The 26,102-nt window shown below is 44.7% G+C and carries 21 protein-coding genes; 15 read left to right on the top strand and 6 right to left on the bottom strand.

What is annotated here, in order from left to right; translation table 11 throughout:
* Window positions 1-139 precede the first annotated feature (139 nt).
* The 3 genes from IOD06_RS03910 to IOD06_RS03900 all read left to right on the top strand — a co-directional run bounded on the left by IOD06_RS03910 (window position 140) and on the right by IOD06_RS03900 (window position 3,946).
* Window positions 140-1,165 (top strand): TatD family hydrolase, encoded by a 1,026-nt coding sequence (locus IOD06_RS03910; RefSeq protein WP_194619249.1) that lies wholly within the window; start codon window positions 140-142, stop codon window positions 1,163-1,165.
* 87 nt (window positions 1,166-1,252) lie between these two features.
* Entirely contained in the window at window positions 1,253-2,122 is an 870-nt protein-coding gene (locus tag IOD06_RS03905) for a ThiF family adenylyltransferase (protein ID WP_194619247.1), read from the top strand.
* Between the two features lie 21 nt (window positions 2,123-2,143).
* Window positions 2,144-3,946, top strand: coding sequence for a GAF domain-containing hybrid sensor histidine kinase/response regulator (locus IOD06_RS03900; protein ID WP_227669866.1), 1,803 nt, complete (start codon window positions 2,144-2,146; stop codon window positions 3,944-3,946).
* Window positions 3,947-4,339: 393 nt separating this feature from the next.
* On the opposite strand, the gene efp is transcribed toward IOD06_RS03900, so the two are convergent.
* Entirely contained in the window at window positions 4,340-4,912 is a 573-nt protein-coding gene (gene efp, locus IOD06_RS03895; protein WP_189579898.1) for an elongation factor P, read from the bottom strand.
* 165 nt (window positions 4,913-5,077) lie between these two features.
* Between efp and epmB the strand changes: the two genes are divergently transcribed.
* From epmB to IOD06_RS03855, 8 genes are all read left to right on the top strand, one after another.
* Window positions 5,078-6,085, top strand: a complete 1,008-nt coding sequence (gene epmB, locus IOD06_RS03890) for an EF-P beta-lysylation protein EpmB (protein WP_194619243.1) — start codon at window positions 5,078-5,080, stop codon at window positions 6,083-6,085.
* A 153-nt stretch (window positions 6,086-6,238) separates the two neighbouring features.
* Window positions 6,239-7,999, top strand: coding sequence for a hypothetical protein (locus tag IOD06_RS03885; protein WP_194619241.1), 1,761 nt, complete (start codon window positions 6,239-6,241; stop codon window positions 7,997-7,999).
* 364 nt (window positions 8,000-8,363) lie between these two features.
* Entirely contained in the window at window positions 8,364-10,457 is a 2,094-nt protein-coding gene (locus IOD06_RS03880) for an EAL domain-containing protein (protein WP_194619239.1), read from the top strand.
* Between the two features lie 200 nt (window positions 10,458-10,657).
* Window positions 10,658-11,119, top strand: coding sequence for a cytochrome c family protein (locus IOD06_RS03875; protein ID WP_194619237.1), 462 nt, complete (start codon window positions 10,658-10,660; stop codon window positions 11,117-11,119).
* Between the two features lie 45 nt (window positions 11,120-11,164).
* On the top strand, window positions 11,165-12,193 hold the full coding sequence (locus IOD06_RS03870) for a MoxR family ATPase (RefSeq protein ID WP_265087656.1): 1,029 nt from the start codon (window positions 11,165-11,167) through the stop codon (window positions 12,191-12,193).
* 91 nt (window positions 12,194-12,284) lie between these two features.
* Window positions 12,285-13,319 carry a hypothetical protein gene (locus tag IOD06_RS03865; protein WP_194619235.1) on the top strand — a complete coding sequence of 345 codons (1,035 nt, stop codon included), beginning with the start codon at window positions 12,285-12,287 and terminating at the stop codon, window positions 13,317-13,319.
* A complete protein-coding gene (locus IOD06_RS03860; RefSeq protein ID WP_194619233.1) occupies window positions 13,316-15,577 on the top strand; it encodes a DUF3488 and transglutaminase-like domain-containing protein in 2,262 nt (753 codons plus the stop codon). The genes IOD06_RS03865 and IOD06_RS03860 overlap by 4 nt, the downstream gene beginning before the upstream one ends.
* Before the next feature lie 66 nt (window positions 15,578-15,643).
* Complete coding sequence (locus IOD06_RS03855; RefSeq protein WP_189579919.1) at window positions 15,644-15,931, top strand: DUF4031 domain-containing protein; 288 nt, start codon at window positions 15,644-15,646, stop codon at window positions 15,929-15,931.
* An 83-nt stretch (window positions 15,932-16,014) separates the two neighbouring features.
* On the opposite strand, the gene IOD06_RS03850 is transcribed toward IOD06_RS03855, so the two are convergent.
* Window positions 16,015-16,533: a DUF302 domain-containing protein gene (locus IOD06_RS03850; protein ID WP_194619231.1), complete on the bottom strand. Its 519-nt coding sequence runs from the start codon at window positions 16,531-16,533 to the stop codon at window positions 16,015-16,017.
* Between the two features lie 247 nt (window positions 16,534-16,780).
* Complete coding sequence (locus IOD06_RS03845) at window positions 16,781-17,674, bottom strand: LysR family transcriptional regulator (RefSeq protein WP_194619229.1); 894 nt, start codon at window positions 17,672-17,674, stop codon at window positions 16,781-16,783.
* A 196-nt stretch (window positions 17,675-17,870) separates the two neighbouring features.
* Here IOD06_RS03845 and IOD06_RS03840 point away from each other — a divergent pair, with 196 nt between their 5' ends.
* The gene (locus IOD06_RS03840) at window positions 17,871-18,995 is read left to right on the top strand and encodes an S-(hydroxymethyl)glutathione dehydrogenase/class III alcohol dehydrogenase (protein ID WP_227669865.1); all 1,125 of its coding nucleotides are present in this window, start codon (window positions 17,871-17,873) and stop codon (window positions 18,993-18,995) included.
* 131 nt (window positions 18,996-19,126) lie between these two features.
* On the opposite strand, the gene IOD06_RS03835 is transcribed toward IOD06_RS03840, so the two are convergent.
* From IOD06_RS03835 to IOD06_RS03825, 3 genes are all read right to left on the bottom strand, one after another.
* Window positions 19,127-19,825, bottom strand: a complete 699-nt coding sequence (locus IOD06_RS03835; protein WP_194619227.1) for a haloacid dehalogenase type II — start codon at window positions 19,823-19,825, stop codon at window positions 19,127-19,129.
* A gap of 43 nt (window positions 19,826-19,868) precedes the next feature.
* Window positions 19,869-20,522: a DsbA family oxidoreductase gene (locus tag IOD06_RS03830; protein ID WP_194619226.1), complete on the bottom strand. Its 654-nt coding sequence runs from the start codon at window positions 20,520-20,522 to the stop codon at window positions 19,869-19,871.
* Between the two features lie 322 nt (window positions 20,523-20,844).
* Window positions 20,845-21,399, bottom strand: a complete 555-nt coding sequence (locus IOD06_RS03825) for a carboxymuconolactone decarboxylase family protein (RefSeq protein ID WP_194619225.1) — start codon at window positions 21,397-21,399, stop codon at window positions 20,845-20,847.
* Window positions 21,400-21,960: 561 nt separating this feature from the next.
* Between IOD06_RS03825 and IOD06_RS03820 the strand changes: the two genes are divergently transcribed.
* Genes IOD06_RS03820 through IOD06_RS03810 form a run of 3 tightly spaced genes read left to right on the top strand, consistent with a single transcriptional unit; the run spans window position 21,961 to window position 26,047 of the window.
* Window positions 21,961-22,617, top strand: a complete 657-nt coding sequence (locus IOD06_RS03820) for a 2Fe-2S iron-sulfur cluster-binding protein (RefSeq protein ID WP_194619224.1) — start codon at window positions 21,961-21,963, stop codon at window positions 22,615-22,617.
* A complete protein-coding gene (locus IOD06_RS03815; protein ID WP_194619223.1) occupies window positions 22,614-23,606 on the top strand; it encodes a xanthine dehydrogenase family protein subunit M in 993 nt (330 codons plus the stop codon). Before IOD06_RS03820 ends, IOD06_RS03815 begins: the two co-directional genes overlap by 4 nt.
* Window positions 23,607-23,608: 2 nt before the next feature.
* Window positions 23,609-26,047, top strand: coding sequence for a xanthine dehydrogenase family protein molybdopterin-binding subunit (locus IOD06_RS03810; RefSeq protein ID WP_194619222.1), 2,439 nt, complete (start codon window positions 23,609-23,611; stop codon window positions 26,045-26,047).
* Window positions 26,048-26,102 lie beyond the last annotated feature (55 nt).

Below are 26,102 nucleotides of genomic sequence, written 5' to 3'. Positions count from 1 at the left end.
ATCAGACAGTCACCCACAAAGCGAGATTAAAAAACAAAACGCATCATGATCATTCAGATGCTAAACGTGGACTTTTTTCATGGTGATTTTGCCTATTATGAATATTTTTACGAACAATGATTAAGTTTGGAACCTGTTAATGACTGCTCTTGACTCACCATATATCGCGCCGCATTCATCGTCTGCTTTGCCACTGATTGACACGCATACACATTTTGACGCACCAGTATTTGATAATAATAGAGCGGTACAGGTAGAAAAAGCGTGTGAGCAAGGGGTGCGCCATCTTATGTTGGTGGGCTATTTGTATGAGTATTTCGATCGTCTGTATGAGACTAAACGCCTGATTAATGAAGATTTTCAATCGATTATAGCGCAAGCAGCTATAGTGCAATCATCGATAATTAAGGCTGGCAACCAGTATAACTCGTCTCTAGATGCTCATATTGCGCTGGGTTTGCATCCTTTTTATATCAAGCAGCATACAGAAGCACATCTGGATAGTATGGCAAAGATGCTTGCTGACGAACGCCCATTAGCAATCGGTGAGATTGGCTTAGATACTTTTACAGATGAGATGAAACAGCCTGATGTTTTAGCCAAGCAAGAGTATTTTTTTAAGGCACAATTGGATATGGCAGTGACCCATCAGCTGCCGGTGATGCTGCATATCCGCAAAGCCCATGCTGAAGCGTTAGCCATATTGAAAGCACATGATTATAATGCGCATAATTTGGGCGGGGTCGCGCATAGTTTTAGTGGTGGTGAGCAAGAGGCAAAGGCTTTTGTAAAACTAGGATTTAAGCTCGGCGTTACTGGACAAGTCACCAATCCAAATGCTAAAAAACTGCGTCGCGCGATTCAAGCAGCCGTTGATAGTTATGGTCTTGAGTGCTTGGTGATTGAAACTGACTGTCCGAATATGACACCCATTATGTGTCAGCATTCAAACAATAGCCAGTCAGCGCTTGGGCAAAATTCAGCCAATGAAGGGGATGATACTTCCGCTCATAATAGAAACGTTCCCGCCAATTTGCCATGGGTGCTGCTGAGTCTGAGTGAGTTACTCGATGTACCGTCATATCGCCTTGCCGAGCAACTATGGCAAAACAGTTGCGATGCCCTACGTACTGACTGGCATTATCCTATACCGTCAAAAGGGTAATGGCTACTAACAGTAAAAAGTAACGTGATAGAGAATAAAATAAAAGCAACTTGAGCTACCACCTTTAAAAAGAGCGTTTAATCTGTTATGAGTGAAGCACAATTATTTGACCCGTCGTTTGTAGAGCCTAATACCGTTGAGCATTCTGTCGTTCATGACGACAGTGACAGCGCAAGTGAGCAATATGAGCGGCGTTTCCAAGGAACGCAAACCCTCTATGGTCGCTCAGCCGTTGATACTTTTGCGGCAGCACATGTGTATGTGATTGGCGTCGGGGGCGTTGGTTCTTGGGCAGCAGAGGCATTGGCTCGTACCGCAGTTGGCACTATTACTCTGATTGATTTGGATGTATTGGTGGCTTCTAATGTCAATCGGCAATTGCCAGCGTTAGACAGTACCTTTGGGCAAAGCAAAATTGCGGCGATGGGGCAACGCCTTGGTGAGATTAATCCCAAGGTCACCGTCAACTTAATTGATGATTTCCTGACAGTCGATAATGTTGCCGCACTCCTGCCGAGCCGTGAAGAAGCAAAGGCTGCCATTGCTCAAGGTCATCCTATTGTCATTCTAGATTGTGTCGATGATATGCAGGCCAAACTTGCTATCGCCCTACATTGTCGTTTCAATAAATTAAAATTGGTCTGTGCAGGCGGTGCGGGTGGTAAGATAGACCCTAGTAAAATTACGGTAAGTGATTTGCGCGATAGCTATCAAGATCCACTACTGGCCAAGCTTCGCAATAAATTACGTCACGAAAAAGGCATTAATAGCGCTCTAAAAGAAAAGTTCGGCATCAAATGCGTCTATTCTACAGAACCACCACGCGTCGATAAAAGCTGTCAAACGGGCGGTTTACATTGCGGCGGTTATGGTTCAGCAGTAGTGGTGACATCGGTCGTGGCAATGCTGATGGTGAGTGAAGCGTTACAATTATTGATAAAGCAGACGAACGTCTGAGTCTAATGAATGGAGTCCACCTTGACGATACCCAACTCACCTAAGCGCAGCTACCCAGTCGCCGCAGATGAAGTAGATCGTATTAGCAAGCTCAAAAAATATCAGGTGCTCAACCATAATGATGAGCCTGCTTTTTCTCGTCTGACTGAACTTGCTAAGTTGTTTTTTGACATGCCAGTTGTCACTATTACCTTTATGGATGAGGAGACTCAGTATCTAAAATCTGTGCATGGGCTTGTTGATATATGTACGACGGCGCGTGAAGTGGCTATCTGTAACTATACCTTGCTGTCGGATGGGGTGTTTGTGGTCGCAGATTTGTCAAAAGACAGTCGCTTTGATCAGAACCCATTGGTGACGGAGTCTACCCATCTACGCTTTTATGCGGGTGCTCCCATTATCATGCATGAAGACAATAAGACGTATCGTCTAGGCTCTTTTTGTCTGATGGATACAGAGCCTTATCATGGCTTTGATGCTAAGCAAGAAAAATTATTGGCCCAGTTTGCGATGATGGCTGCCGATGCTTTACAACTACAAGATAAACAACGTGTCGCCAAGCATGCTAATGAGATGAAATCGGACTTTTTGGCCAACATGAGCCATGAAATACGGACACCGATGAATGGCATTATCGGCATGGTAGAGATGCTTAGCGAGACTAAGCTCAGCCAAGAACAACAAGAGTATGTGGACAATATAAAAGTCTCAAATGAGCATTTGCTAGCGATTATTAATGGTATTTTGGATTTATCGAAAGTTGAGTCTGGCAAAATGACCATTGATGCCATCCCGATGAACTTGTCCACCTTATGTAATGAAGTGGTTAGTCTCTTTGCTATCAAAGCTCGACAGCGCGGCTTGATTTTAGACTATCATTATATGGAATCGCTATCACCTTATGTGCAAGGGGATCCGGTACGTCTCAAACAAATCATGGTCAACCTTGTCAATAATGCCATCAAATTCACCCGTGAAGGTGGGCGAGTGAGTATCGATGTTAAGCACGTGCCCAATTGTTGCTATATCAATGACAAGTCTAAAAATGATGAATCTGATGATGTTTTGACTGATGAGACCATTAGTGGTGACAGTATCATTGAAGAGAGCACTAGCCAAGAAAACATGACCTTATATATTCAGGTCACCGATACAGGCGTCGGTATCAAGCCTGAATCAGTTGATGCGATATTTGATGCTTACAATCAAGCTGATAAATCGACCCATCGTCTGTATGGTGGTACAGGTCTTGGGTTGTCTGTGTGTAAATCTCTGGTGGATCTAATGGGTGGGTGCATTAATGTAGATAGTGTGGTCGGTGTCGGGACTACCTTCACGGTATTGTTGCCGCTACCTACTATCGGTGAGGAGCAGTACGAGAGCTGGCAAGATTCAAACGACTTTACTATGATAGTGCCCACTCAGGAGCGTTCTGGTCATATATTGTTAGTTGAAGATGACAGTGTCAACGCGACGATAGCCAAAAAAGCTCTGAATAATAGTGGTCATACGGTCACGCATGTCACCGATGGGCAGCAAGCGATTGAGACTTTTGCGTTGTACCCTGAGCGTTATGACCTCATTTTGATGGACCATCATATGCCGATTATGGATGGCGTACAGGCAACCATTAAGTTACACGAACTTTATGATCCTCAAGTACTGCCACCGATTATCGCTTTGACTGCTAATGCAATGGATGGCGAGCGCGAAAAATATCTCAATGTGGGCATGCAGGATTATTGCACCAAGCCCTTTAAACAAGAGCAGCTAAACGCCTTGGTACAATATTGGCTGATGCATAAGCAATCGTCAGCTGATTAAGAGAGTAAGGCAGACTTAATTTGCAAAGATATAGTCAGAGCACTTTTAAACCGCTACGGTGTTACCCATCCTAGATGTACGCAGTGTAATATCTGTGGTCAGTTGCCTTGTAGCGATTCTAAAATTTTTTGATTATAGATCTACTAAATCGCACGAATGCATTTTTTATTGTGCTGATTGTTAAAAATGTTTTAGTGCTTGTTTATGATATTTTTTCGATGGCTTTCTGACAAGTAATAAAAAAGCTTAACCATTTAATAATGGTTAAGCTTTTTTTATGCGTTACTAGGGCGTGTCCTCAATTCAATCGAGCATTCTCTAAATGCGATAAAAATGGCTAAATTTTTATCGCCATTTTCAAAATGAGGACACCCCCTAAATCAAGTTGAGCGATTAGTTAACGCGAGTTTGGTAGTCACCAGTACGGGTATCGACACGGACGACTTCACCTTGCTGAACAAATAATGGCACACGTACAACCGCGCCTGTCTCTAACTTAGCAGGTTTGCCGCCACCACCTGAAGTATCACCACGTACGCCAGGATCTGTCTCCGTGATTTGTAACTCAACGAAGTTGGGCGGCGTGATCGACAATGGACTTCCATTAAATAGAGTGATGGTACATACGGCATTGCTGTTTTCTTTTAGCCATTGTACTGAGTCGCCCATTGCTGTTTTGTCAGCTTGGATCTGCTCAAAGCTTTCAGGATGCATAAAATGCCAAAACTCGCCATCGTTGTATAGATAGTTCATTTCAGTGTCCATGACATCAGCCGCCTCTAAGCTATCACCTGACTTGAAAGTTTGCTCCAATACTTTACCACTACGAAGATTGCGCAACTTGACACGGTTAAAGGCTTGACCTTTACCAGGTTTGACAAACTCGTTTTCAAGAATGGCACAAGGATTGCCATCGAGCATGACTTTTAGACCGGCTTTAAATTCATTAGTAGAAAAACTTGCCACAAGAAACTCCTAAAGGTTGCGAATATATGATCAGTATTTGGGTGTGGAGATAACTGTGCTAAGCGCTGTCGTCACGCCAACTATTCATGGATGACTGGTATGCTTTGATAGGGTACTCACTAAGGGCGTATAATGACGCCTTTTAGGCACAGGTACTAGGTTGTCATGATAAACCATTTAATCACACAAAAAAACTGGCAAACGCAATTATCCGAAGGCATTACCAGCATTGATGAGCTGCTTAGTATCCTAAAACTGGAATCCTTGCGTGCTGACGTTTATGTGCCTGAGCATTTTGAGCTAAGAGTGCCGCGTGCTTTTGTCGCAAAAATGACCGTTGGCGATAGCCATGATCCTTTATTAAAGCAAGTGCTACCCGACCAACAAGAGCAAGTCACAGTGACTGGCTACGTGGCAGATCCTTTAGCCGAAAACGACCATAACCCGACCAAAGGCTTATTGCATAAATATAAATCAAGAGTGCTGTTAACGATTACAGGTGCTTGTGCGATTCACTGTCGTTACTGCTTCCGTCAGCATTTTGACTACAGTGCCAATATGCCCACTGCCGATGCCAAACAAAGCATCATCGACTATATTACTGCCCATCCTGAGATCAATGAGGTGATCTTGAGTGGCGGCGATCCTTTAAACGTGACCAATAGACGGTTATTTGCTTGGTTAGATACCTTGGAAGCCATCCCACAACTGACCACCATTCGGCTACATACTCGTTTGCCAATAGTGATTCCAGCACGTTTGGATGCGCCATTATTAGAGAGGCTGGCACAAAGTCGGTGTCATATCGTCATGGTCATTCACTGTAATCATGCTAATGAGATTGATGTGCTCACAGCAGAGTATTTGCAGCGGGCGCGAGCAGCTGGCATGACTTTATTAAATCAGGCCGTACTTCTAAAAGGCATTAATGACAGCGTTGCTGCTCAAATCGCTTTAAGCCAACGCTTATTTGCCGCTGGCGTATTGCCTTATTATCTGCACGTGTTGGATAAAGTGGCAGGAGCTGCACATTTCGATAGCGACGAGCGGTCAGCAGTCGCGCTTTATTGGTCATTATTGGCAGTATTACCCGGTTATCTGGTACCTAAGCTGGTCAGAGAGCTGCCAGATAGACCGTTTAAGGTGCCGATTGACATTTACAATGGGGCTTAAAAGTTGCATGATGACGAGGCAATATTATTTATGGACAAATAATGACCAATAAGTGCATAAGCAGCTGTTATTACGACCTTCTATCGATAGCTAACGCTTACCCGCTTGCTAATAGTTTGTGCAGCTATCACTGCGTAATGACTAAGGATAGTAATGATAACTTTATCGGATTTTCAAGAGCATCTGGCTTCGACAGAGCCGTTACAGCCTGCTTCTAGCCACTCGACCAACGGTCAAGAGCAGCATTTGCGCAAGTGGGTGGCACTTTTGCCATCGCAAACAGAAGCGCAGCAAGCAGAGCAATTGGAAAAAGTACTCACAGAGTTGAGAGTGGCTGACGTAGATGATCAGCAACGTTTTAAATTAATTCGTATCGTCCTTGATGCTGCCGATCGGCTGATTGCTGCTTTACGTCAGTCTTACGTCCATGAGACGGGAGCGCTGAGTGACGCTCAGTTGGACTGTGTTGCTCAAGTAAAATCTTTATATTATCTGGTTATTCTGGTCTGCGACGGTGTGATACGCCGCGAAATATCGTTGTTAGACAATCAAAAAACGCCGGCAAGTAGCGGCTGGCAGCGCCGTTTTACGGGCGAAAAATCTGCGCCAATGACGTTAGCCATCGTTATTTACCAGACGATGTTAACGTACCAAAAACTATTGATGGAAGAGGCCATTTGTTATCAAAAGCCACCCTCATATGTCTGGGCTGCACTCAATCGATTGTATTATCTTGCCTGTCAGCGCCATGCTGCAAAGCTTGACTTAAGTGCTTATGTCGTTACCAACCGCGCGGACAGTATACATCGATTGTATTGTCAAATATGTTTGCACAGCTTGCTCAATGTGCGCGGATTGCGTCGTTCTAATATCTTGCTGGTCCATCGCTTATTACCGGAGTGGGCTGAACCAATCGTTGCGACCATAGAGCCGCAAACTGAGACACGCGTCTTTGTCAATTTGCATAGTGAGAATCCACCTACTTATTTGACCGCCCACTCTAGCATCAATCCCTATGAGAGCCAGTACGACTGTCTCTTCATTGAGCTGGCATCAGTGATCGAGCATCTAAAATCACGCCAGCAAGCATTAATCAATGAGGGTAGCGAAGGCGTTGAGTGCTGTTTGCTGAATAAGATAGCAATGGCGATAACCTATCGCTATATGCAGCCGCAATTAACCGTACCGAATAAGTATAGCGCTAAGCAAGATGCCACAATGGTGATTGGATTTAACGATATTCATTATCATGCTAGTCATGCGCAAGGATTGATAAGCTTGATCGGCACCAAAGAGCTGCCGGATGGGGAGCGACCTCGCTATGATACCGTACCAAAAAAACCCGTGGACAGTAACTTATCAATCGTTGAAACCTTTGACAGCAAAAATATCCTTTCGCCTTTTCGCACGTTGCAGCTGATGGTAAATCCTGTTGATGTTGATGTTGATGTTGATGTTGATGTTGATGTTGATGTTGATGTTGATGTTGATGTTGATGTTGATGTTGACGTTCGTCCTCCCATTACCACTCCGCCACCGTTACAAATAATGAGTCTCTCTTTATTATGCCGTTCTGAGACGACGACTGCTGACTGGTCAATTGGGGTTGTACGCTGGCTCAATCTTGATACTCATAATCCAGAGGTAGAGTGGCAAGTCCTTGGTCACAAGTTAATCACTTGCGGGCTGCGTCTAGAGGATAGGAAGTCACGCAGTCAGCATTTTGTGCCAGCCTTCATTGTCGCTGGCGATGATCAGCTACAGACGACTTGCAGCTTAATAGTGCCGACCTTTCATTTTCAGACCAATGATAGAGTGATCATGCGCTTGCATAATAAACAGAAATTGTTACGTTTATTACATCCCTTATTGGTGACCGATGAGTTTAGCCAGTATGAAGTGGTACAACTGTAGTTTACGCAAGTATTTATTTGGATAGTGATATAGTCAATCCTATATAAATCGGCTGCGGTGGCAGCCTCTCTAAGTCTACTATTTGCCATACTTCAGCATGTCCAAGTTAAGTTAATATGCAGTCGGTTAAATTATTGTCTATAATGAGAGATACTGCGACTTACATTTTTATGGTCTAGAAATACCTACCTACCAAGTCAGTCATCCTAGACCGCATCAATAAACCAGTATTTTCAATACCCGCTGAGCCTAATACTTGTAGTGCTTGCTTATTTGCTGTGCTATTTTGATGTTAGAAAAAGCAGCAAGGTATCGAAATTAAGCGATAAAAATAAATACGATCATAAGATTCAAAAGGCCTCCTATGCGTACTCAGTCCGTCTTAAATCTACTAGTTATCGATGCCGATCAGCTCTATGCTGAGCGTCTGGTGGATTTGCTAGATTCTTATTATGACAGCATCAATCTAGGCTTTTTGGATGACAAGGAAGAGTTGCTCAAATCACTCCGCCAGCCGTGGGATGTTTTAGTTTTTGGCCAAGCCTATGATATGAGCTTTACCGACATGGTGGGCATCGTGCAAGAGCAGAGTATTGATCTGCCGATGATCTGTCTGATGAGTGCAGAGACAGCTCCGACTGCTCATAATGAGGACGGTTTGCCTTCTGTGATGAATGGCACGATGGTTAAGGCGCTTAGGGCAGACCAAGAGACAGCAGTGGTGATGGCTATTTGCTTACAGCATGATAATTTGCGTAGCCGCCGCCAGTTAAAAGCTCTGCATCATGTACTGTCTGAGGCAGAGCAGCGCGCTAATATTTTAATCAAAAACTCCAAAAGTGCGGTTGCCTATCTTGACCAAGGTATTCATATCTTTGCCAATGACCCTTATCTTCAGCTATTTGGTTTTGAATCAATGAACGATATCATTGGTGTACCCGTTATTGATTTGATCGCAGGCGGCGACAACGTCAAAGCCTTTAAGCAGTTTTTGCGACAGTTTGATAAGGGTAGCCGTGAAGAGGTCGAGTTCAAATTCGAAAGCCTACGTAAGGATGGCAGTACCTTTGAGGCAAAACTACAGCTGGCAGCAGCCACCTTGGATAGTGAGCCCGTTACTCAAATTATTATCCAACAAAATAACAGTAATAGTGCTGAGGTTGCTAAGCGCTTGGCAGAAGCTGAGCGTAAGGACAGCTTGACAGGAATCAACAACCGCCACGGTTTTGAAGAGCAGTTGATGACGGTACACCAGCAAGCAATCGATGGCGTACTGACTGCAGGGCTAATGTATGTTCGGCTCGATAACATTGGTAAAATTAGAAGTAGCTTGGGTTTGCAGGGTGTCGATACGACGGTCAAGCAGGTAGCTTATACCCTAGACGAGCTGGTGCCAGAGGGTTATGTAAGCCGCTTTAGCGATACAGCATTTACGATACTAGTAGAGAATCAGACAGCCGCAGAGCTCGAACAGCTCGCCGAGCACATTGGCTCACGTATTAGTGAGATGCTCATTGAAGTCGATAAGCGTACGACAAGCACCACCGTTAGTATTGGTATTGTCAAAATCGAAAAAAATACCGCTGAGCCTAAGATTGTATTAGAGCGAGCAATGGATGCCATTGCTCAGATTATGACTGAGACCTCTAATAAAGGTGGCACCTATCATTTATATGATCCGAGTGAGCATGCGAATAGTGATGACCATGCGCTCGCTGAGTCTTTAGTCGATGCCATTGCCAATAATCGTTTTGAGCTATCGTTTCAGGCGATATATGACATCAATAATGACCGTAGTGACTTTTTTGAAGTCTATCTGCGGCTGCCATTGGCAGATGCTGACAATACCGTGTTGACGCCTCAACAATTTATGGCGGTTGCTAAAGCGCATCAATTGCTAGAAAAAATAGATCGTTGGGTACTGATTAATGCCTGTAAAAAGATAAATGACGTCCGTAAGATCCATCCTGAAGCGCGACTATTGATACAATTGACCAGTGCTTCGCTGGTTGATAAAAAGCTGCCAAACGTTGCCAGTCAGCTAATTAATGCCGTTGGCGGTGCTGCAGGAGCATTGACGCTACAATTTAATGAACAAGATATCGCTGATCATTTAACGGTTGCCAAATCTCAATTTGAAGCACTTGACCAAGTGGGCTGTCAGCTTGGTATTACTAACTTTGGCTCGTCTACTAAGTCCGTTGAGATTGCCAGCGTTGTCCAGCCAGATATCGTACGTTTGGCTCGTAGTTACGTGCAAGATATTGATTCTGCGGATAATTTAGAAGCCGTTAAGTCTCTTATCGTGCGTACCAACGCGGTTAAAATCGATGTGTTGATGCCTTACATTGAAGAAGCGGCAACCATGTCTGTCGCTTGGAGTGTAGGTGCGCGCTATCTGCAAGGGTATTATTTGGAAGAGCCAAGCAGTACAATAAAAGTGGCTAGTGGTACATAAGAGCACCTAATCTTGTGTGACCATACAGGTATAACCTTAGACGTTTCTTAAGCGTTATTTATTGGTTTAGATGCCGATAAATAACGCTCTATTTTTAAACAGCTATCTATGCGTACCGACCGATTTTGTCTGATTTCGCATTGCATTATTATCGATATCGTCTTATATAGCTGGTGCTCCTCAACTAAAGATTGTCAAAAATGTCTATTATCAGTAAGTCATCATTGAGCGGTATTTTTACCGCTGTTCTACTGCTCACCGCCTGCGGGGAAAGTATACCACCTGATCATCGCGCGCCTGTCACGCTGCCACTATATACTGGAGGTAACGCTGTCAATGGTGCCCTAATTTATAAAGAGGCTTGTGGTCAGTGTCATCAGCTCAATGCCGGTCTCAATAAAAAAGGCCCGCAGTTGATGAATATATATGGTGCGCCCGCCGCAGAGCTAGAAGATTACACCTATAGTGATGGCCTAAAAACATCAGGTTGGATATGGGATGCAAAAACGCTCGATCCTTATATTGCGGATGCGGAAAAAGCCATGCTAGATTCAAAAATGCTATCTAACCCTATGCCTGATGCTAAAGAGCGTGCGGATGTGATCGCTTATCTGTCAACGCTTCGTGCCGCCGCGCCCCTAGTGGAAGATGAGGCAAAGTAATTCCTGATTTATACTCATTATCCAAAAAACGAGCCAATGATTACTATGACCCATACAGCCATCGATATGTCTCTTTCTTCTACACGCCAGCCAACGTCAGAGATATTCAGTAAATCTGCGCCTAGTGCTAGCGACTATCGCCATAACCAGCAAAAAATCGCCCAGCTTATGGCACAGTTAAACCAAATTGTGTTGGATAAACCTCAAGCCGTTAAGTTGGCGCTCAGTGGTATATTGGCAGGTGGTCATTTATTACTGCAAGATATACCGGGTATGGGTAAGACGACCCTGGCGCAGGGATTGGCACAGTTATTGGGCTTGAGCTTTAGCCGTGTGCAGTTTACTAACGACATGCTGCCAGCAGATATTTTAGGCATGAGTATCTATGACCAAAGTAAACAGCAATTTGAGTTTCGCTCTGGGCCTATCTTTACTCAGCTGTTACTGGCAGATGAAATCAATCGCTCCAGCCCCAAGACGCAAAGCGCATTATTAGAAGCGATGGAAGAGCGGCAAGTCACCCAAGATGGGAAAACCTATTCTTTGCCACAGCCGTTTTTTGTGATTGCCACCCAAAATCCTTTGCAGCAAGCAGGTGTCTATCCACTCCCTGAATCGCAGCTAGATCGATTCTTACTATGCTTGTCGCTCGGTTACCCATCACCTGCGGCAGAGCGTGAGCTCTTAAAAGGTCAGGATCGCCGCGAGCTATTAAAAGAGTTGAATGCCGTGCTAGATACGGACGCTGTGTTATTAGCCCAGCAAGGGGTCAAGCAAGTTCATGTCGCGGATGTGGTTTTGGATTATCTACAAAGACTGGTGGCAAAAACACGAGCAAGTCAAGAGTATCATGGCTTATCACCGCGTGGTGTGCTGTCACTACAGCGTGCTGCACAAGCTTATGCCTATGTATCGGGGCATATGGAGATGACACCTGAAGATATTCAAGCGGTGTTCGCTGCGGTCACTGATCATCGTCTCGGTCAGCGTTTTGTGCCCGCGTATGTGACGGGAGGACAAGCGACGCAGACCATCGCACAACGCATATTGGCAGACGTGGCTGTTATTGTTTAACCGTTTGATTTTTTATAACGTGCGTTTATGTCCAAAACTGCTATTCAATTGTGAATGAGAGTATTAATTTTATGGTAAGGATAGGGTAATCATGAGCTTTTTGCCAAAAGCCTTAACCGTACCAGCTACTTCAGCATTAAGCCGTTGGTTTGCCTCGCGTGCGCCTAAAAGTGATAGCGCCACGCTCAATTTGCGTAATGTCTATATATTTTTTAGTCGTGAAGGGATGCTATTTGCGGTGTTATTGGTCATTACCTTTATCGCTGGCATTAACTATGGCAATAATCTGGTGCTGGGCTTATGTTTTTATTTGGTCAGTGTCTGGCTGATCAGCTTTCATGTGACCTTTGCTCATATCTCAGGTCTAAAAGTACAATTAATAGAAGTGACCATGGCAGAAGCGGGTGCGCCTGTTTGGGTGACTTTGCAGCTGCGCAGTGAGAGCCGCCAACCAAGACGGCAGCTGTTATTTGGCTTTGAGCAGGTTGATAAAGAGACGGATAAAAAATCCAGTAAGAAAATCAAACCTAACGTAGATAGTCAAAACTCTGTGCTCGTTACACGGCTACAAGGTGAGCAAATTATTCGTTTGCCAGTACATACGCATAGTCGTGGGCAGTTTGAATTACCACGATTAAAAATCAAAACCGTTTATCCTTTGGGCATTATGCGGGCATGGTCTTATGTCTATTTTGCGCGTACGGCGTGGGTCTATCCAAAACCTGAAGCCTTTGACTGGCAGGCGCAGTATTCGGTCGCAAGTCAGGAGGATTTAGCAACAGGCGGGCAATATCGACAAGGTCAAGATGACTTTGAGCGGCTCGATAATTATATTGAAGGTGAGTCGCTGGCACGAGTTTCTTGGGGTCATGTGGCGCGCGGTCAAGGTATGTTTACCAAGCACTTTGCTGATCCAGTCGGTCATGAACAAAGTTTAGATTATGCCGATATGCCAGCGGCGCATCATGAGCAGAGGCTGGCACAGATGGCGTATGGGGCGATGAGGTTAGGTGATCTAGGCGTGCCATTTAAGATGCGCTTGCCGAGTGATGTCTCTGCTGCTCTGATGGGAGAAGGTGATAGTTTTGCGCAAGCGTGCTTGCTAAGGTTGGCAAAAACGCCATGACCAGTATCTCTAAAATAAATGACTCAAAGAAACCGGTAGAAGTATTTACTGGCTCTTCTAAATCAGACTTTATAAATTCTGCAAGCTTTGAGCAGTTGGCATTGGGTCAAAATATCACTTCTCATACTGAGCAGGCTAGCGATACTAAATGGACTCGCAAGCTATTTGCCTTGCCAGCGTATTATTGGGTATTAATCGCCCAAATCATCGTCATTTTACCTCATGCCGCGCATCTGCCTTTATGGCTGATTGGCTTTGCTGTGGTTAGTATCGCCGCCCAACTACCGCGCATCAAAGCTAAGTTCAAAAAATTGCGTCATCTAAAACGTGTCTATCAAGGCATGCAAATGCTCGGCTTCTTGCTGGGTCTTTTCGGTCTATGGCTGACGTACAATACAGCGTTTGGTCTCGATATGGGCGTGGCATTTTTAGTGCTATGTCTCATCAGTAAGCTGTGGGAATTGTATAAACGGCGCGATGCTTATGTGGTCTTAAATTTATCGCTATTCGTGCTTGCCGCGCTGTTTTTGATGGATCAAGGTCTTGTTACGACTTTAGAAGTAATCATCGGTGCTGTCATTATCTTGTTGGCATTTATTGCACTCAATGACGACGGCAATACTCGCGGTGATGGTCGTCTGCGCACTTTGGGTGTATTAGGTCTTGGGGCACTGCCATTATTGGTTGTATTGTTTTTATTCTTCCCGCGCTTACCACCGCTATGGTCAGTTCAGCTATCGGGTCAGCAAGCAACCACTGGCGTCTCCGATAGTATGTCGCCCGGTGACTTTGCTAATTTGGGACAATCGACTGAGCTGGCTTTTCGGGTAGAGTTTGCAGATAAGCGCCCACCGCAGCAGCAGCTGTACTGGCGCGGCTTGGTATTTAGCGACTTTGATGGGGTTACATGGCGTCCTAGCCCTCAGCAACAACAATGGCGGCCTGCACCGCAAATGCCTGTTTGGATGGAGAACGCCTTTGCTACTATCCCCGATGAAGTGAAAGTTGCGCCTACCAGCTATGAGGTTATTCTAGAACCCACACAACAAAAATGGCTATTTGGCCTCGATTATCCTTTTGCCCAGCGCCAAGACATCAGTATTACTTCAAACTTTACCTTATTAAAAGACCAGCCAGTTACTCAGCAGTTCCGTTATGACGTATTGCAATTTGCGCCGATGCGCATTGACCCTGTTCTGTCTGAAGCGTTGCGGCGTCTGAATCTTGCTCTGCCAGCTGATGGCAACCCACAAGCACGCGCACTGGCAAAGCGATTATTTGCGCAATCTGGCGCAGACCCTACACGCTATATAGCGGCTATTGAACGCTGGATTAATCAAACAGAATTTCGTTATACTTTATCGCCACCACGATTAAATAATAACCGTATTGACGAGTTTTTATTTGAGACTAAAGCGGGATTTTGTGAGCATTATTCTTCAAGCTTTACGTTTATGATGCGGGCAGCTGGCATACCTGCACGGGTCGTGGCAGGCTATCAAGGTGGCGAGCTAAGCCGCAGTGGTGATGTTTGGGAAGTTCGGCAGAAAGATGCGCACGCTTGGACGGAGGTTTGGCTTGAGGGTCAAGGCTGGGTACGTGTCGATCCGACAGCTTTTGTTGCGCCTGAGCGCGTTGAGCAAGGAATGGATGCGCTGACGCAGTCGCAGGGAGCGGCGATGTTCGGTGATGGCGCTAGTGCGCAAATCAGCTATCAGCAATATCAAATGCTACAAACCTTGCGCCGCCTCTCAGATCAAGCCAGCTACTATTGGCAAAAAGACGTCGTCGGTTACGATCAGGACAAACAAGCTGACTCATTACTCAAATGGTTCAACATCCGCTCAGTCATGCAGCAAATTATTTGGTTGGCAGCGAGTGCTATTACTGTCATGGCTATTTTAATCTTTGTCATCTGGCAACGTCGCCGCAAACGCTGGCATCTAGCAGATCTGCCGCTTGCACAGCTATCAAAACGTATTGGTAAGGTGGATAAATCGCTGGCTCGTGATGACAGCGAAGGCCAACTGGCATGGCTTGAGCGCGTGGCACTGGCTATTGATTCAAATGCCGAAGGTGGTACTGATAGCCGTTTAACAGACAGTGGTCACTCAGAAATTGTCCAAGCCAAAATAATGCAGATTCAACGAGATTATCGTCAGCTACGCTATGGGCGTCTCAGTACACTTGAAATCAGTGATAAAGAATATCAAATAGTGCTTAAACAGCTCAAAAAAAATGTCGGTGAGTTATTTTGATGACTGTTTGTGAAAGCGTGGTTTAGCGCATGAGAAGAAGTTAAGGGTAATAAAGGAGGTGGCTGTATGGCAATATATGTGGATTTTGTGCAAATAGAATTTAAAGGCTATAAATGGTGCCATATGTTGGCTGATACGCTGCAAGAGCTGCATGAGTTTGCCTTATTGATAGAAGTAGATCAGCGCTTATTCCACCGTCATGCCAGTTATCCGCATTATGATGTTACGGTACAGATGCGCGCGATAGCGATTGAATATGGCGCTATCCCTGCCGGTCGAAAAAAGATTATCGAATGTGCTAAGAAGTTAAAAATAGAGCTACACGAGCAAATAGCACAGTCTAAGAATGGCTAATAAGTTAATCTTTTAAAGATATAAAAAAGGTGGGTTATGCTTTTGCATCCCACCTTTTTTGTGTTCATATTTCCATTTATAGCTTATTTTGCAATAGCTGCCTTACTGACACCATCAAGCGCTTTTGCGATGTTAGCTATCTCGGTATCACAACCTTTGATGTTATGACGCTCTTTCAAATATTCAGGATTGTTGTACGACAACCAGACTTTTTTATCGGCATCTTCACTGATTAGGATTTTTTGTGGTAAGTCGATGGCGACGCTTTGCTCGCAATTCATCAATGGCGTACCCGCTTTTGGGTTACCAAACATAATCACCTGTGTTGGTCTCAATGTTAAATTGGCACCCTGCGCATTTTTTTGATGATCGACGCGCGCAAATACTTTCATGCCTTTACTTTCGATAATCGCCGCCAGCTTATCAGCAGTATCTTGCACGGAATGATTACTTTGCATCGTAACCAAACCCTTTTCAGCATTGATAGCAGTCATCGTTTCTGGCATTGATGGCATCTTATCCGGCGCGTTTAAAATATTTTCAACGCTGGCGCACGAGGACATGGCAAAAGCTAAGGCAGCGATAGAGACAATCTTAATCATAAAAATTCCTTTTATTATGGTTGTTTATAGTCAGAGCACTTTTAAACCGCTACGGTGTTACCCGTCATAGATGGACTCAGTGTACTATCTGCGGTCGGTCGCCTTGTAGCGATTCTAAAATTCCTCAACTATATTTAGTGATTGATGCTTGGTTTTGTTAAGCGATCTTCTTCTAATATTACAGATATTTCTTAATCATAGTGGATAATATTCATTTTAAGTAAAACCGAATAGGGGCTTTGCATGTTCATGCTAAATGCTCCGATAGATAATCTACCAGTAATCGAATCTTTGGCGATAAATGACGGTTGTGCGGATAGATAGCCCAGATACTTTCTTCAGGCTCTCTATAGTCATCCAGCAAGCTTATCAGTTCACCAGATGCTAGGTATTTTTGCACATAATAATCTGGCAGCTGGACGATGCCCAAACCTTTTAGCGCAGCATCAACTAGGCTATGACCACTGTTATATTGAACGCTGCCCGAAACGCGTAGATTCTTTTCTTTATCAGCATTTTTTCCAGAATCTATTTTGCCATCTTCTATAAAGTGCCAATAGTCACGTGTGCCTAGCAGACAATTATGTTTACTCAGCTCACTCAAAGAGTGCGGTGTACCGTGTCTCTCAAGATAAGCAGGCGCGGCACAGACAAAATTCGTACGACGGCTGAGTTTTTTTGCCATCATGGTTGAATCGCTTAACTTGCCAATACGAATCGCCAAATCATAGCCACCGTCGATCAAGTCCATTTTTTGATTGCTCAAAAAAGCCGTTACTTCGATATCGTTGTATCGCACCATAAAATCATTGACCAGTGGTAATAATTGCTGCTCGCCATAAGTGACAGGAGCGGTCAATTTAATCCTGCCTTGTGGCTTTGACTGTAGGTGGCTCACTGCTTGTTCAGCGGCATCCAAGCCATCAAGCACACCACGGCAATGCTGATAAAACACGCGGCCTTCTTCGGTCAGTGAGACCTTGCGCGTGGTTCGATATAGCAATTTTATATTCAAGCGCTTTTCTAACGCGCTGATCTGCCGACTGACTTGCGCAGTCGAGAGGCTCAATTCTTTTGCGGCGCGCGTGAAGCTCTCATATTCTGCCACACAAACGAATTCGCTAATACCATCCCAGCGCATGATTGTTACCACTGTGTAAAAGATATTTGCAAATATAGCATATTGTTATCACCTCAGAAACAACTATAATTATCGACATAGCATGAAATGTTTTACAGACTGCTACAACTGTAGCTTGCCTCTATTAGGTAAGCACTATAAGCTGAATAGGTCTGCGCTGAATAAGCGATAAAATTAATTAAAAAGAGAGACAACTATGTCAGATAAATTTATCAAATCGAAAGCCGCCATTGCTTGGGGTCCAAACCAGCCGCTATCTATCGAAGAAGTGGATGTCATGCTGCCACGTAAAGGCGAAGTATTGGTAAAGATCATCGCCAGTGGCGTTTGTCATACCGATGCCTTTACCTTATCTGGTGAAGACCCAGAAGGCGTATTCCCAGCGATTTTGGGTCATGAGGGTGGCGGTATCGTTGAGCAAATCGGCGAAGGCGTGACCAGTGTCCAAGTTGGCGATCATGTTATTCCTTTATACACCGCAGAATGTGGCGTCTGTAAAATGTGTACCTCAGGCAAAACCAATTTGTGTTCAGCCGTGCGCGAGACCCAAGGTAAAGGTCTGATGCCAGACGGTACCACGCGTTTTTATAAAGATGGTGAGCCAATTTATCATTACATGGGCTGCTCAACTTTTTCTGAATATACTGTTTTGCCAGAGATTTCATTGGCTAAAGTCAATAAAGAAGCACCATTAGAAGAAGTTTGCTTGCTAGGTTGTGGCGTCACTACGGGTATGGGCGCGGTCATGAACACTGCAAAAGTCGAAGAGGGTGCTACGGTCGCTATCTTTGGCATGGGCGGTATTGGTCTGTCAGCGGTCATCGGTGCTGCCATGGCAAAAGCCAGTCGTATCATTGCGGTTGATATCAACGAGAGCAAATTTGAGCTGGCCAAAAAACTGGGCGCGACTGACTGCATCAATCCAAAAGATTATGACAAACCAATTCAAGAAGTCATCGTTGAGCTAACTGATGGCGGGGTTGATTACTCATTTGAGTGTATCGGTAACGTCGATGTGATGCGTTCCGCGCTTGAGTGCTGCCATAAAGGCTGGGGCGAGTCAGTTATCATCGGTGTCGCTGGTGCTGGGCAAGAAATCTCAACCCGTCCATTCCAGTTAGTGACTGGTCGAGTCTGGAAAGGTTCAGCATTTGGCGGCGTAAAAGGCCGTTCAGAATTACCAGGCTATGTTGAGCGTTACCTAGCGGGCGAAATCCCACTACAAGACTTCATTACCCATACCATGCCATTAGAAGACATCAACGAAGCGTTTGACTTGATGCATAAAGGCGAAAGTATTCGTACGGTTATTCATTTTTAAGAGTCAATCTTAAGGTAGTAGTTTTAAAATGAATATCGTGTCATAGCATTCATAAAAATGCCGCTTCTATTAGTAGAAGCGGCATTTTTTGTTTTATTGCTAAAAAGTTTGATTGCTAAAAATTAGAAGGGTTATTTGCTCTGATTATTAAGAATAATCTGATCGGTAAGCGTACCTAAATCTGATGCTATAAAATCAGGTGTGGGAACATTCGACGCTGATAGCAACGCATTATAAGGTCGCGTGAGAAATGCAGCGTGGCAACCAGCCGCTTGCGCGCCGATAGTATCCCAAAGGTGACAGGCGACCAAACACAACTCTGACACTTCAACAGACAACTCTTTGGCTACCATCTGATAGGTTTCAGGTGCAGGCTTAAACTTGCCGACAGTCTCAACGCTGAAGTGCTGCTCAAAAAACTGACTTAGCCCTGCTTTTTCTAATGGTGTTGGAGATGGACTGCTCGCTGAGTTGGTCAACGTCACCAGTCGAAACCCTGCTTCAGTTAGCTTGGTTAATGCTGGCACCGTATCAGGGTGGGCTGGCATTTTGCTCATACGCTCTTTTAACTCATCGATATCGCTTTTTGTCAGCGTGACATTATGAATATCAGCCGTCATCTGTAAGGCAGCGACGCCAAGTTCGCCAAAAGGTGTATAGAGACCGGATAAGGTCATGGTTTGAGAATAAAGCACCAATTGGGCAAACCATTCTCTCAGTATTTTTTCATTATCAAATAAGCGAGAAAATAAAGGCGCGAGGGTATCAATATCGAGTAGCGTCTCATTGACGTCAAATACGATAATCGAAGGTGAATGCTCAGAAGACATAAGAGATTCCTTTATAAAGAGACAATGTAAGAGCTAATAAAACCTAGTCTGGCATGTCAGCCAACTGCTGCAAGATACTCGTGAAGTTCTCCACTCCTTGAGCACCGCTAACCAAATGACGCTCATTGAATATCACCGCAGGTACGCTTTGAATACCTTGCTGCTGCCAATGTTGCTCAGCGGCACGTACTTCTTTAGCAAAACGTTGGTCTTCCAGTACTGCTAGCGCCTCGCTACGATCGAGTCCAGTCTCCGACGCAATATCCGCGAGCACGGAATGATCAGAGATGTTTCTGCCATTGGTAAAGTGAGCGGTGAACAATGCTTGCTTTAACTCATGCATGCGACCTTGCTGATGCGCCCAATGTAAAAGCTGGTGCAAGTTAAAGGTGTTGTGCATGCGCATGTCATCACTAAAGTTGAACTCAAAACCAACTTCACTACCAGCTTCCGTCATTCTCGCTCGGCTGGCGTCAGACTCTTGCTTGGTTGAGCCATATTTTTCGGCAATATGCTCCCGAAAATTTTGACCTTCGCTTGGCATATTAGGGTTTAGCTCGAACGGATGCCAATGAATCTCGTGTTCGGTATTGGTTTGCTTGAGTGCTTCAGCCAACTGTCTATAACCAACGACGCACCAAGGACAAACGACATCTGATACGATATCTATACGTAGGGGCTTCTCGATATTTTTCATATGACCTCTCGTTATTTACAAGTTTGTTATTCATGATTTTGGTATTTATGATGGTAATTATAGTCAGTGAAAAGTAATATCGATACATCACATACTGCTGACATCATTTTTCTTGCTTACTATGCCTGCTCAGACAGAGGCGACAAAAAATTGATATCAGCAATACCGTCGCGTTTTTAGGATACTTTGACTATAACTACCGTCTTATTCAATAAGATTTTAACTGAAAAAACTGCTGCTCGATTGTTTTCGAACAGCAGTCTCTCTTACAGCAGTATAAAAACACCAGAGGGGTCATTACAACCCCAAATTGGCGGTTTAATTAGTCTGCTTTGTGCCATTCAAATTTCTGGAATGGCTTGTCGATTGGCGTGTTAGCAAGATGGTTGGTGTAATTGCTCATCACTTTTTGCGCCGCAGCAAGGACTACTTCTAGGATTTGGCGTTTGGTAAAGCCAGCATCCAAGAATGCTTGTACAGCAGCATCATCTACGTTACCGCGACCACGGACTACAGAGAGTGTAAAGTCACGTAGCGCTTCTAATTTCTCAGTCGGTAGTGTAGTTTCATTGCGCAATGCTTCGGTAATAGCATCATCCACTTTCATGCTTTTGGCGATACCAGTATGTGCAGGTACGCAATAATGACAAGCATGCTCGACGTTGATGGTTTGCCAGACAACGGTGACTTCTTCGTCATCGAAACTGCTGTCCAAAAATAACTGATGTAGACGTTGATAGCCTTCAAGCAACCCAGGCGCTTCAGCCATCACAGCATGCAAGTTTGGAACCATGCCAAATGCTTTGATAGAAACGTCTAGCAAGTCTTTGCTCTCTGCTGGTGCGCTTTCTTTGTCGTGTAATGTAAATTCGGTCATACAAAATCCTTAAAATAAATAGTTGTTAGGTTGTTTTTAAAGTGTTGTAGCTTAGATTTCTTAGATTAGATACCTTAAATCAGATCTCTTAAAAAGGACAAGTCAATTTGAGTGAATACTCAATTTAAACATGTCGATCTTCTCTAAGTGAATCAACTGCAACCACTATAAACAAATTTGAGTGATTGCTCAACAATGAATTGTGAAGATATATAGCCAATTTGTAACGGCCACCAAAAATGTGACTCATGAAAGGATAATGACTGTATTGAAGATTTTACCGAACACATTTAAAACTTGTTCGATTGTCTACTGACGAATATAGAAAACTGACCAATGTAAAAAAGAGTCATTATTATAAATAAGATGCCCGCTAGCAGCATCACTCACGTCTCGACATTCTCTATGATTAAAAAATACCTATGATTAAAAACTACACTGTAATAACTACAAAGTAAAAACAAAACAACTTTTTTGATACGTCATAATAAATTTATCGATGCCGTCTTTTGAGGCGTATTTTACCATTCCATTATATTCATCTGCCAGCGAGAAGCCAGCATGTCTACTTTGACCTTAACAATCAATAAACAGGATTATCAGCTCGATAATCTTGACGCCCGTACGACACTGCTCGACGTCTGTCGTCAGCACTTACGAATCACTGGACCTAAAAAAGGCTGTGACCACGGTCAATGTGGGGCTTGTACGATGCTCATCAATGGACGACGGGTTAATTCTTGTCTGACACTTGCCGTCATGCATGATGGGGATGACATCACAACGATTGAAGGCATCGGAATGCCGGATTCGTTATCGGAATTGCAGCAAGCCTTTAAAGACAACGACGCATTTCAGTGCGGATATTGCACGCCCGGTCAGATTTGCTCAGCGACCGCATTGATAGAAGAGATAAAGCAAAATTGGCCAAGTCATGTGAGCACAGACTTGCAACATCCTGACGGTCTCCTTGTACAAGAAATCGCTGAGCGCATGAGCGGTAACATCTGTCGCTGCTCAGCTTATCCAAATATTATCAAAGCCATTTCACAAGTGCTTGGGAGTCAATTGTCAGAGTCTAATATTCAAACAACGGACAATACTGCGCAAAATCCAAGCGTGACAGGTATCTGGTCGCCGCCACCGAGCGAGGCGCAACTCGGTAAGACCTCAGCGAATAACAAGACAGCAACTGCTACAACAGGAGGCCGCTCATGAAACGCTTTGAATATAGTCGTGCTGATGCACCAGAGCAAGCGGCAATATCTGCCAGTACTGAGGATGCGTCTTTTATCGCAGGTGGTACCAACTTATTAGACTTGATGAAATTGGAGATTGAAACGCCAATTAAATTGGTCGATATTACCCGTTTAGAATTAGAGCAAGTTGAAACTACTGCCGATGGTGGTCTGCGTATTGGTACGCTTGTGACCAACAGTGATTTGGCAGCGCATCCTGACGTTATTGCAAATTACCCAGTATTGTCCAGAGCAATTTTGGCAGGAGCGACAGGTCAGCTGCGTAACAAAGCGACCACTGGTGGTAATTTCTTGCAGCGCACTCGCTGTTATTACTTCTATCAAACGGATAGTGCCTGCAACAAACGTGAACCGGGAACAGGTTGTCCTGCCGTCAACGGTGAGAACCGTACGCTGGCTATTTTAGGAACCAGTGACGCCTGTATTGCCCAACATCCCTCTGATATGGCAGTGGCCATGCGCTTGCTGGATGCCACTATAGAGACAGTCAAAGCTGATGGATCGACTCGCGCTATCAATGTGAAAGACTTTTATTGCTTACCAAAAGATACGCCACATATCGAAAATATATTGGAGGCAGGCGAGCTTATCACTCATGTTGTATTACCTGCGCCTGTTCAAGGTATGCATACTTATGACAAAGTGCGCGATCGCGCTTCTTATGCCTTTGCGCTTGTGTCCTGTGCGGCAGTCATTGACGCTGACGATAGCGGTAATCTAAAGGCGGTACGATTGGCATTTGGTGGTATCGGTACTGAGCCATGGCGTAACGAAGAAGTTGAGGCACTGTTAACGGGTACCGATGGTAATAGCGATGTTATCGCGCAAGCCGCCGATCTGTTGTTGCATGATGCCAAAGGTAATGGTCAAAACGACTTTAAGATACCGTTGACGCGTCGCCTACTAAAACAAGTCATTCAGCGCGCACTAGCGGGCGAGGGAGCATAATCATGTCATTATTTGAATCAATCACTCAGTCAGAACCGACCAAAAAAATGACCATGGATGAGCCTGTCGAGTCTCTGTTTAGCAAAACGGCGAGTAAACTGGTCGGTAAGCCAATCAACCGTATCGATGGCTCGTTAAAGGTTAGCGGTCAAGCCCACTATAGTGCCGAAATCCATTTAGACAATAAAGCGTACGGTGTCTTGGTCGGTGCGACCATTGCTAAAGGTCAAGTCGAGAATATCGATAGCAGTTCTTTAGACGGCATTCCTAATATTATCAAGGTTGTCACAGACCCTAAGCATTTTTTGCGTAACTCTCAGCAAGGTGGGTTAAAAAAAGCGCCAAAGCAGGGAGCAACTGAGATTTTTTATCATGGTCAACCTATCGCTGTGGTCATCGCTGAAACCTTTGAAGCGGCAACAGAAGGGGCGAAGGCGCTTAAAGTCAGTTATAAAGATGAGACTGACCAAGCGGCATTGAATTTTACTAAAGAGCTGTCTAACGCCCATGCAGTCGATGAAAAAAAAGGCTCTGACAAAAACTATGTCCAAGGCGATCCAGAACAAGGACTTATTGACTCTGATGTGACGCTCGATCGCTTTTACCATACGCCAAGTCAAAACAGCTCTGCTATGGAGCCACATGTGACATTGGCGCATTGGGAGGAAGACAAGCTAATTCTCTATACTGCCAATCAAATGCTCGCGTCTTGTAAGCAGCAAGTCATGGACGCCTTAAACTTAAACAAAGACCAAGTTCAGTTAATCGCGCATTATGTCGGTGGCGGGTTCGGTAGCAAGCTGGGTATTGCGCCCGAATCTATTGCTGCTGCAATTGCTTCAAAAGAGCTTGGTCGACCAGTATTGATAACCATGACGCGTCCACAAGTGATGGAAGCGACAGTCAGACGCTCAAACACTCGTCAGCGCATTGCGATTGGCTGTGACAAGGACGGCGTTATTGACACATTGATTCACGATACTGTTTCTAGCAATTTGCCCGGAGAGGCATTCTTTGAGCCAACTGCTCTGTCTACCCATTACTTGTACCGCGGTAAAAACCGCCGTGTGAACTATGAAATGGTAGACATGAACCAAGTGCTATCAGGCTCGATGCGGGCGCCTGGTGAGGCGGTTGGCATGATCGCCGTTGAATGTGCGATGGATGAGTTGGCTTCACAATTAGATATTGATCCTATCGAGCTGCGTCGCCGCAATGAACCCGAAAAAGACCCTAGTAAAGACATTCCGTTTTCTTCACGTCAGCTGATTGCTTGTATGGAACAAGGTGCAGAGCAATTCGGCTGGAATCAGCGGAATGCCAAACCTGCCAGTCAATTAGAAGGAGACTGGTGGATAGGCACGGGCATGGCGGCGGCCGCACGTGGGAATCAATTACAGCCTTCTGAAGCGCGAGCAACTCTGCAAATCGATAAGTCAAAAGCACTCGGTGTCAAAGCAGTTATCGAGACAGACATGACGGATATCGGTACAGGGTCTTATACTGTGTTCTCTCAAGTAGCCGCAGATTTACTAGGACTACCCATTGACCATATTGAGATGAAACTGGGTGATAGTGCATTTCCGCCCGCAGCAGGTTCAGGTGGTAGTTGGGGAGCGGCAAGTGCAGGTAGTGGTGTCTATCTTGCTTGTGAGCAGCTGCGTGAAATGCTAGCAGAAAAAGTGGGTCTATACCCTGATACGATTCAGCTAGATAACGGTCAAATTAAGCAAGTAGGAAAGCACGATCTAACTGCTATAGAGGCAGCCAAAGAGAGTAGCCAAGCGTTCGCTGATAGCACTATCGATAAAATATCTGAAACGACCGGAGTTTCATTTTCAGAGAATGTGTTAGAAGAACAGTCAGAATCAGAAAAATATGATTTTGACAGTAAAGAGTCATATACGCTTGCCGACGTGGTCGCTAGCTATGAGGAGCAAAAAATCAGTGCCAAAGGCCAAATAAAGCCAGGTAAAAATGGTAAGAAGTATCGTCAATCCTCTTTTGGCGCGAACTTCGCTGAAGTAGCTGTTCATAAGGTCACGGGCGAGATTCGAGTGAAACGTATGACGGGTGCATTTGCCGCAGGTCGTATTCTTAATCATAAAACAGCAACTTCGCAATGTTATGGCGGCATGGTGTTTGGTATTGGTTCAGCGTTGATGGAAGAGGTCATCCACGATAAACGTGATGGTCGTCTGTGTAATCATGACCTTGCTGAGTACCACGTCCCCGTCAATGCAGATGTACCGCAGTTGGATGTGATATTGGTAGAAGAAGATGATCCTTATACCAACCCAATGCATATAAAAGGTATCGGTGAGACCGCGATTGCTGGCGCTGCTGCCGCGATTGCTAACGCTGTCTACAATGCAGTCGGTGTACGTGTATATGATTTTCCGATTACCCTCGATAAGCTGCTTTATGAGATGCCAGAGTAATTTTTTAAGCCATATGTACGACAGGAACCCGCTTAATGAGCGGGTTTTTATAACT

The sequence above is a fragment of the Psychrobacter sp. N25K4-3-2 genome, from assembly GCF_015351755.1.
Lineage (GTDB): Bacteria > Pseudomonadota > Gammaproteobacteria > Pseudomonadales > Moraxellaceae > Psychrobacter > Psychrobacter glaciei.
Note: the sequence above shows the minus strand (reverse complement) of the source record. Positions and strands in the feature narration are given on the sequence as shown.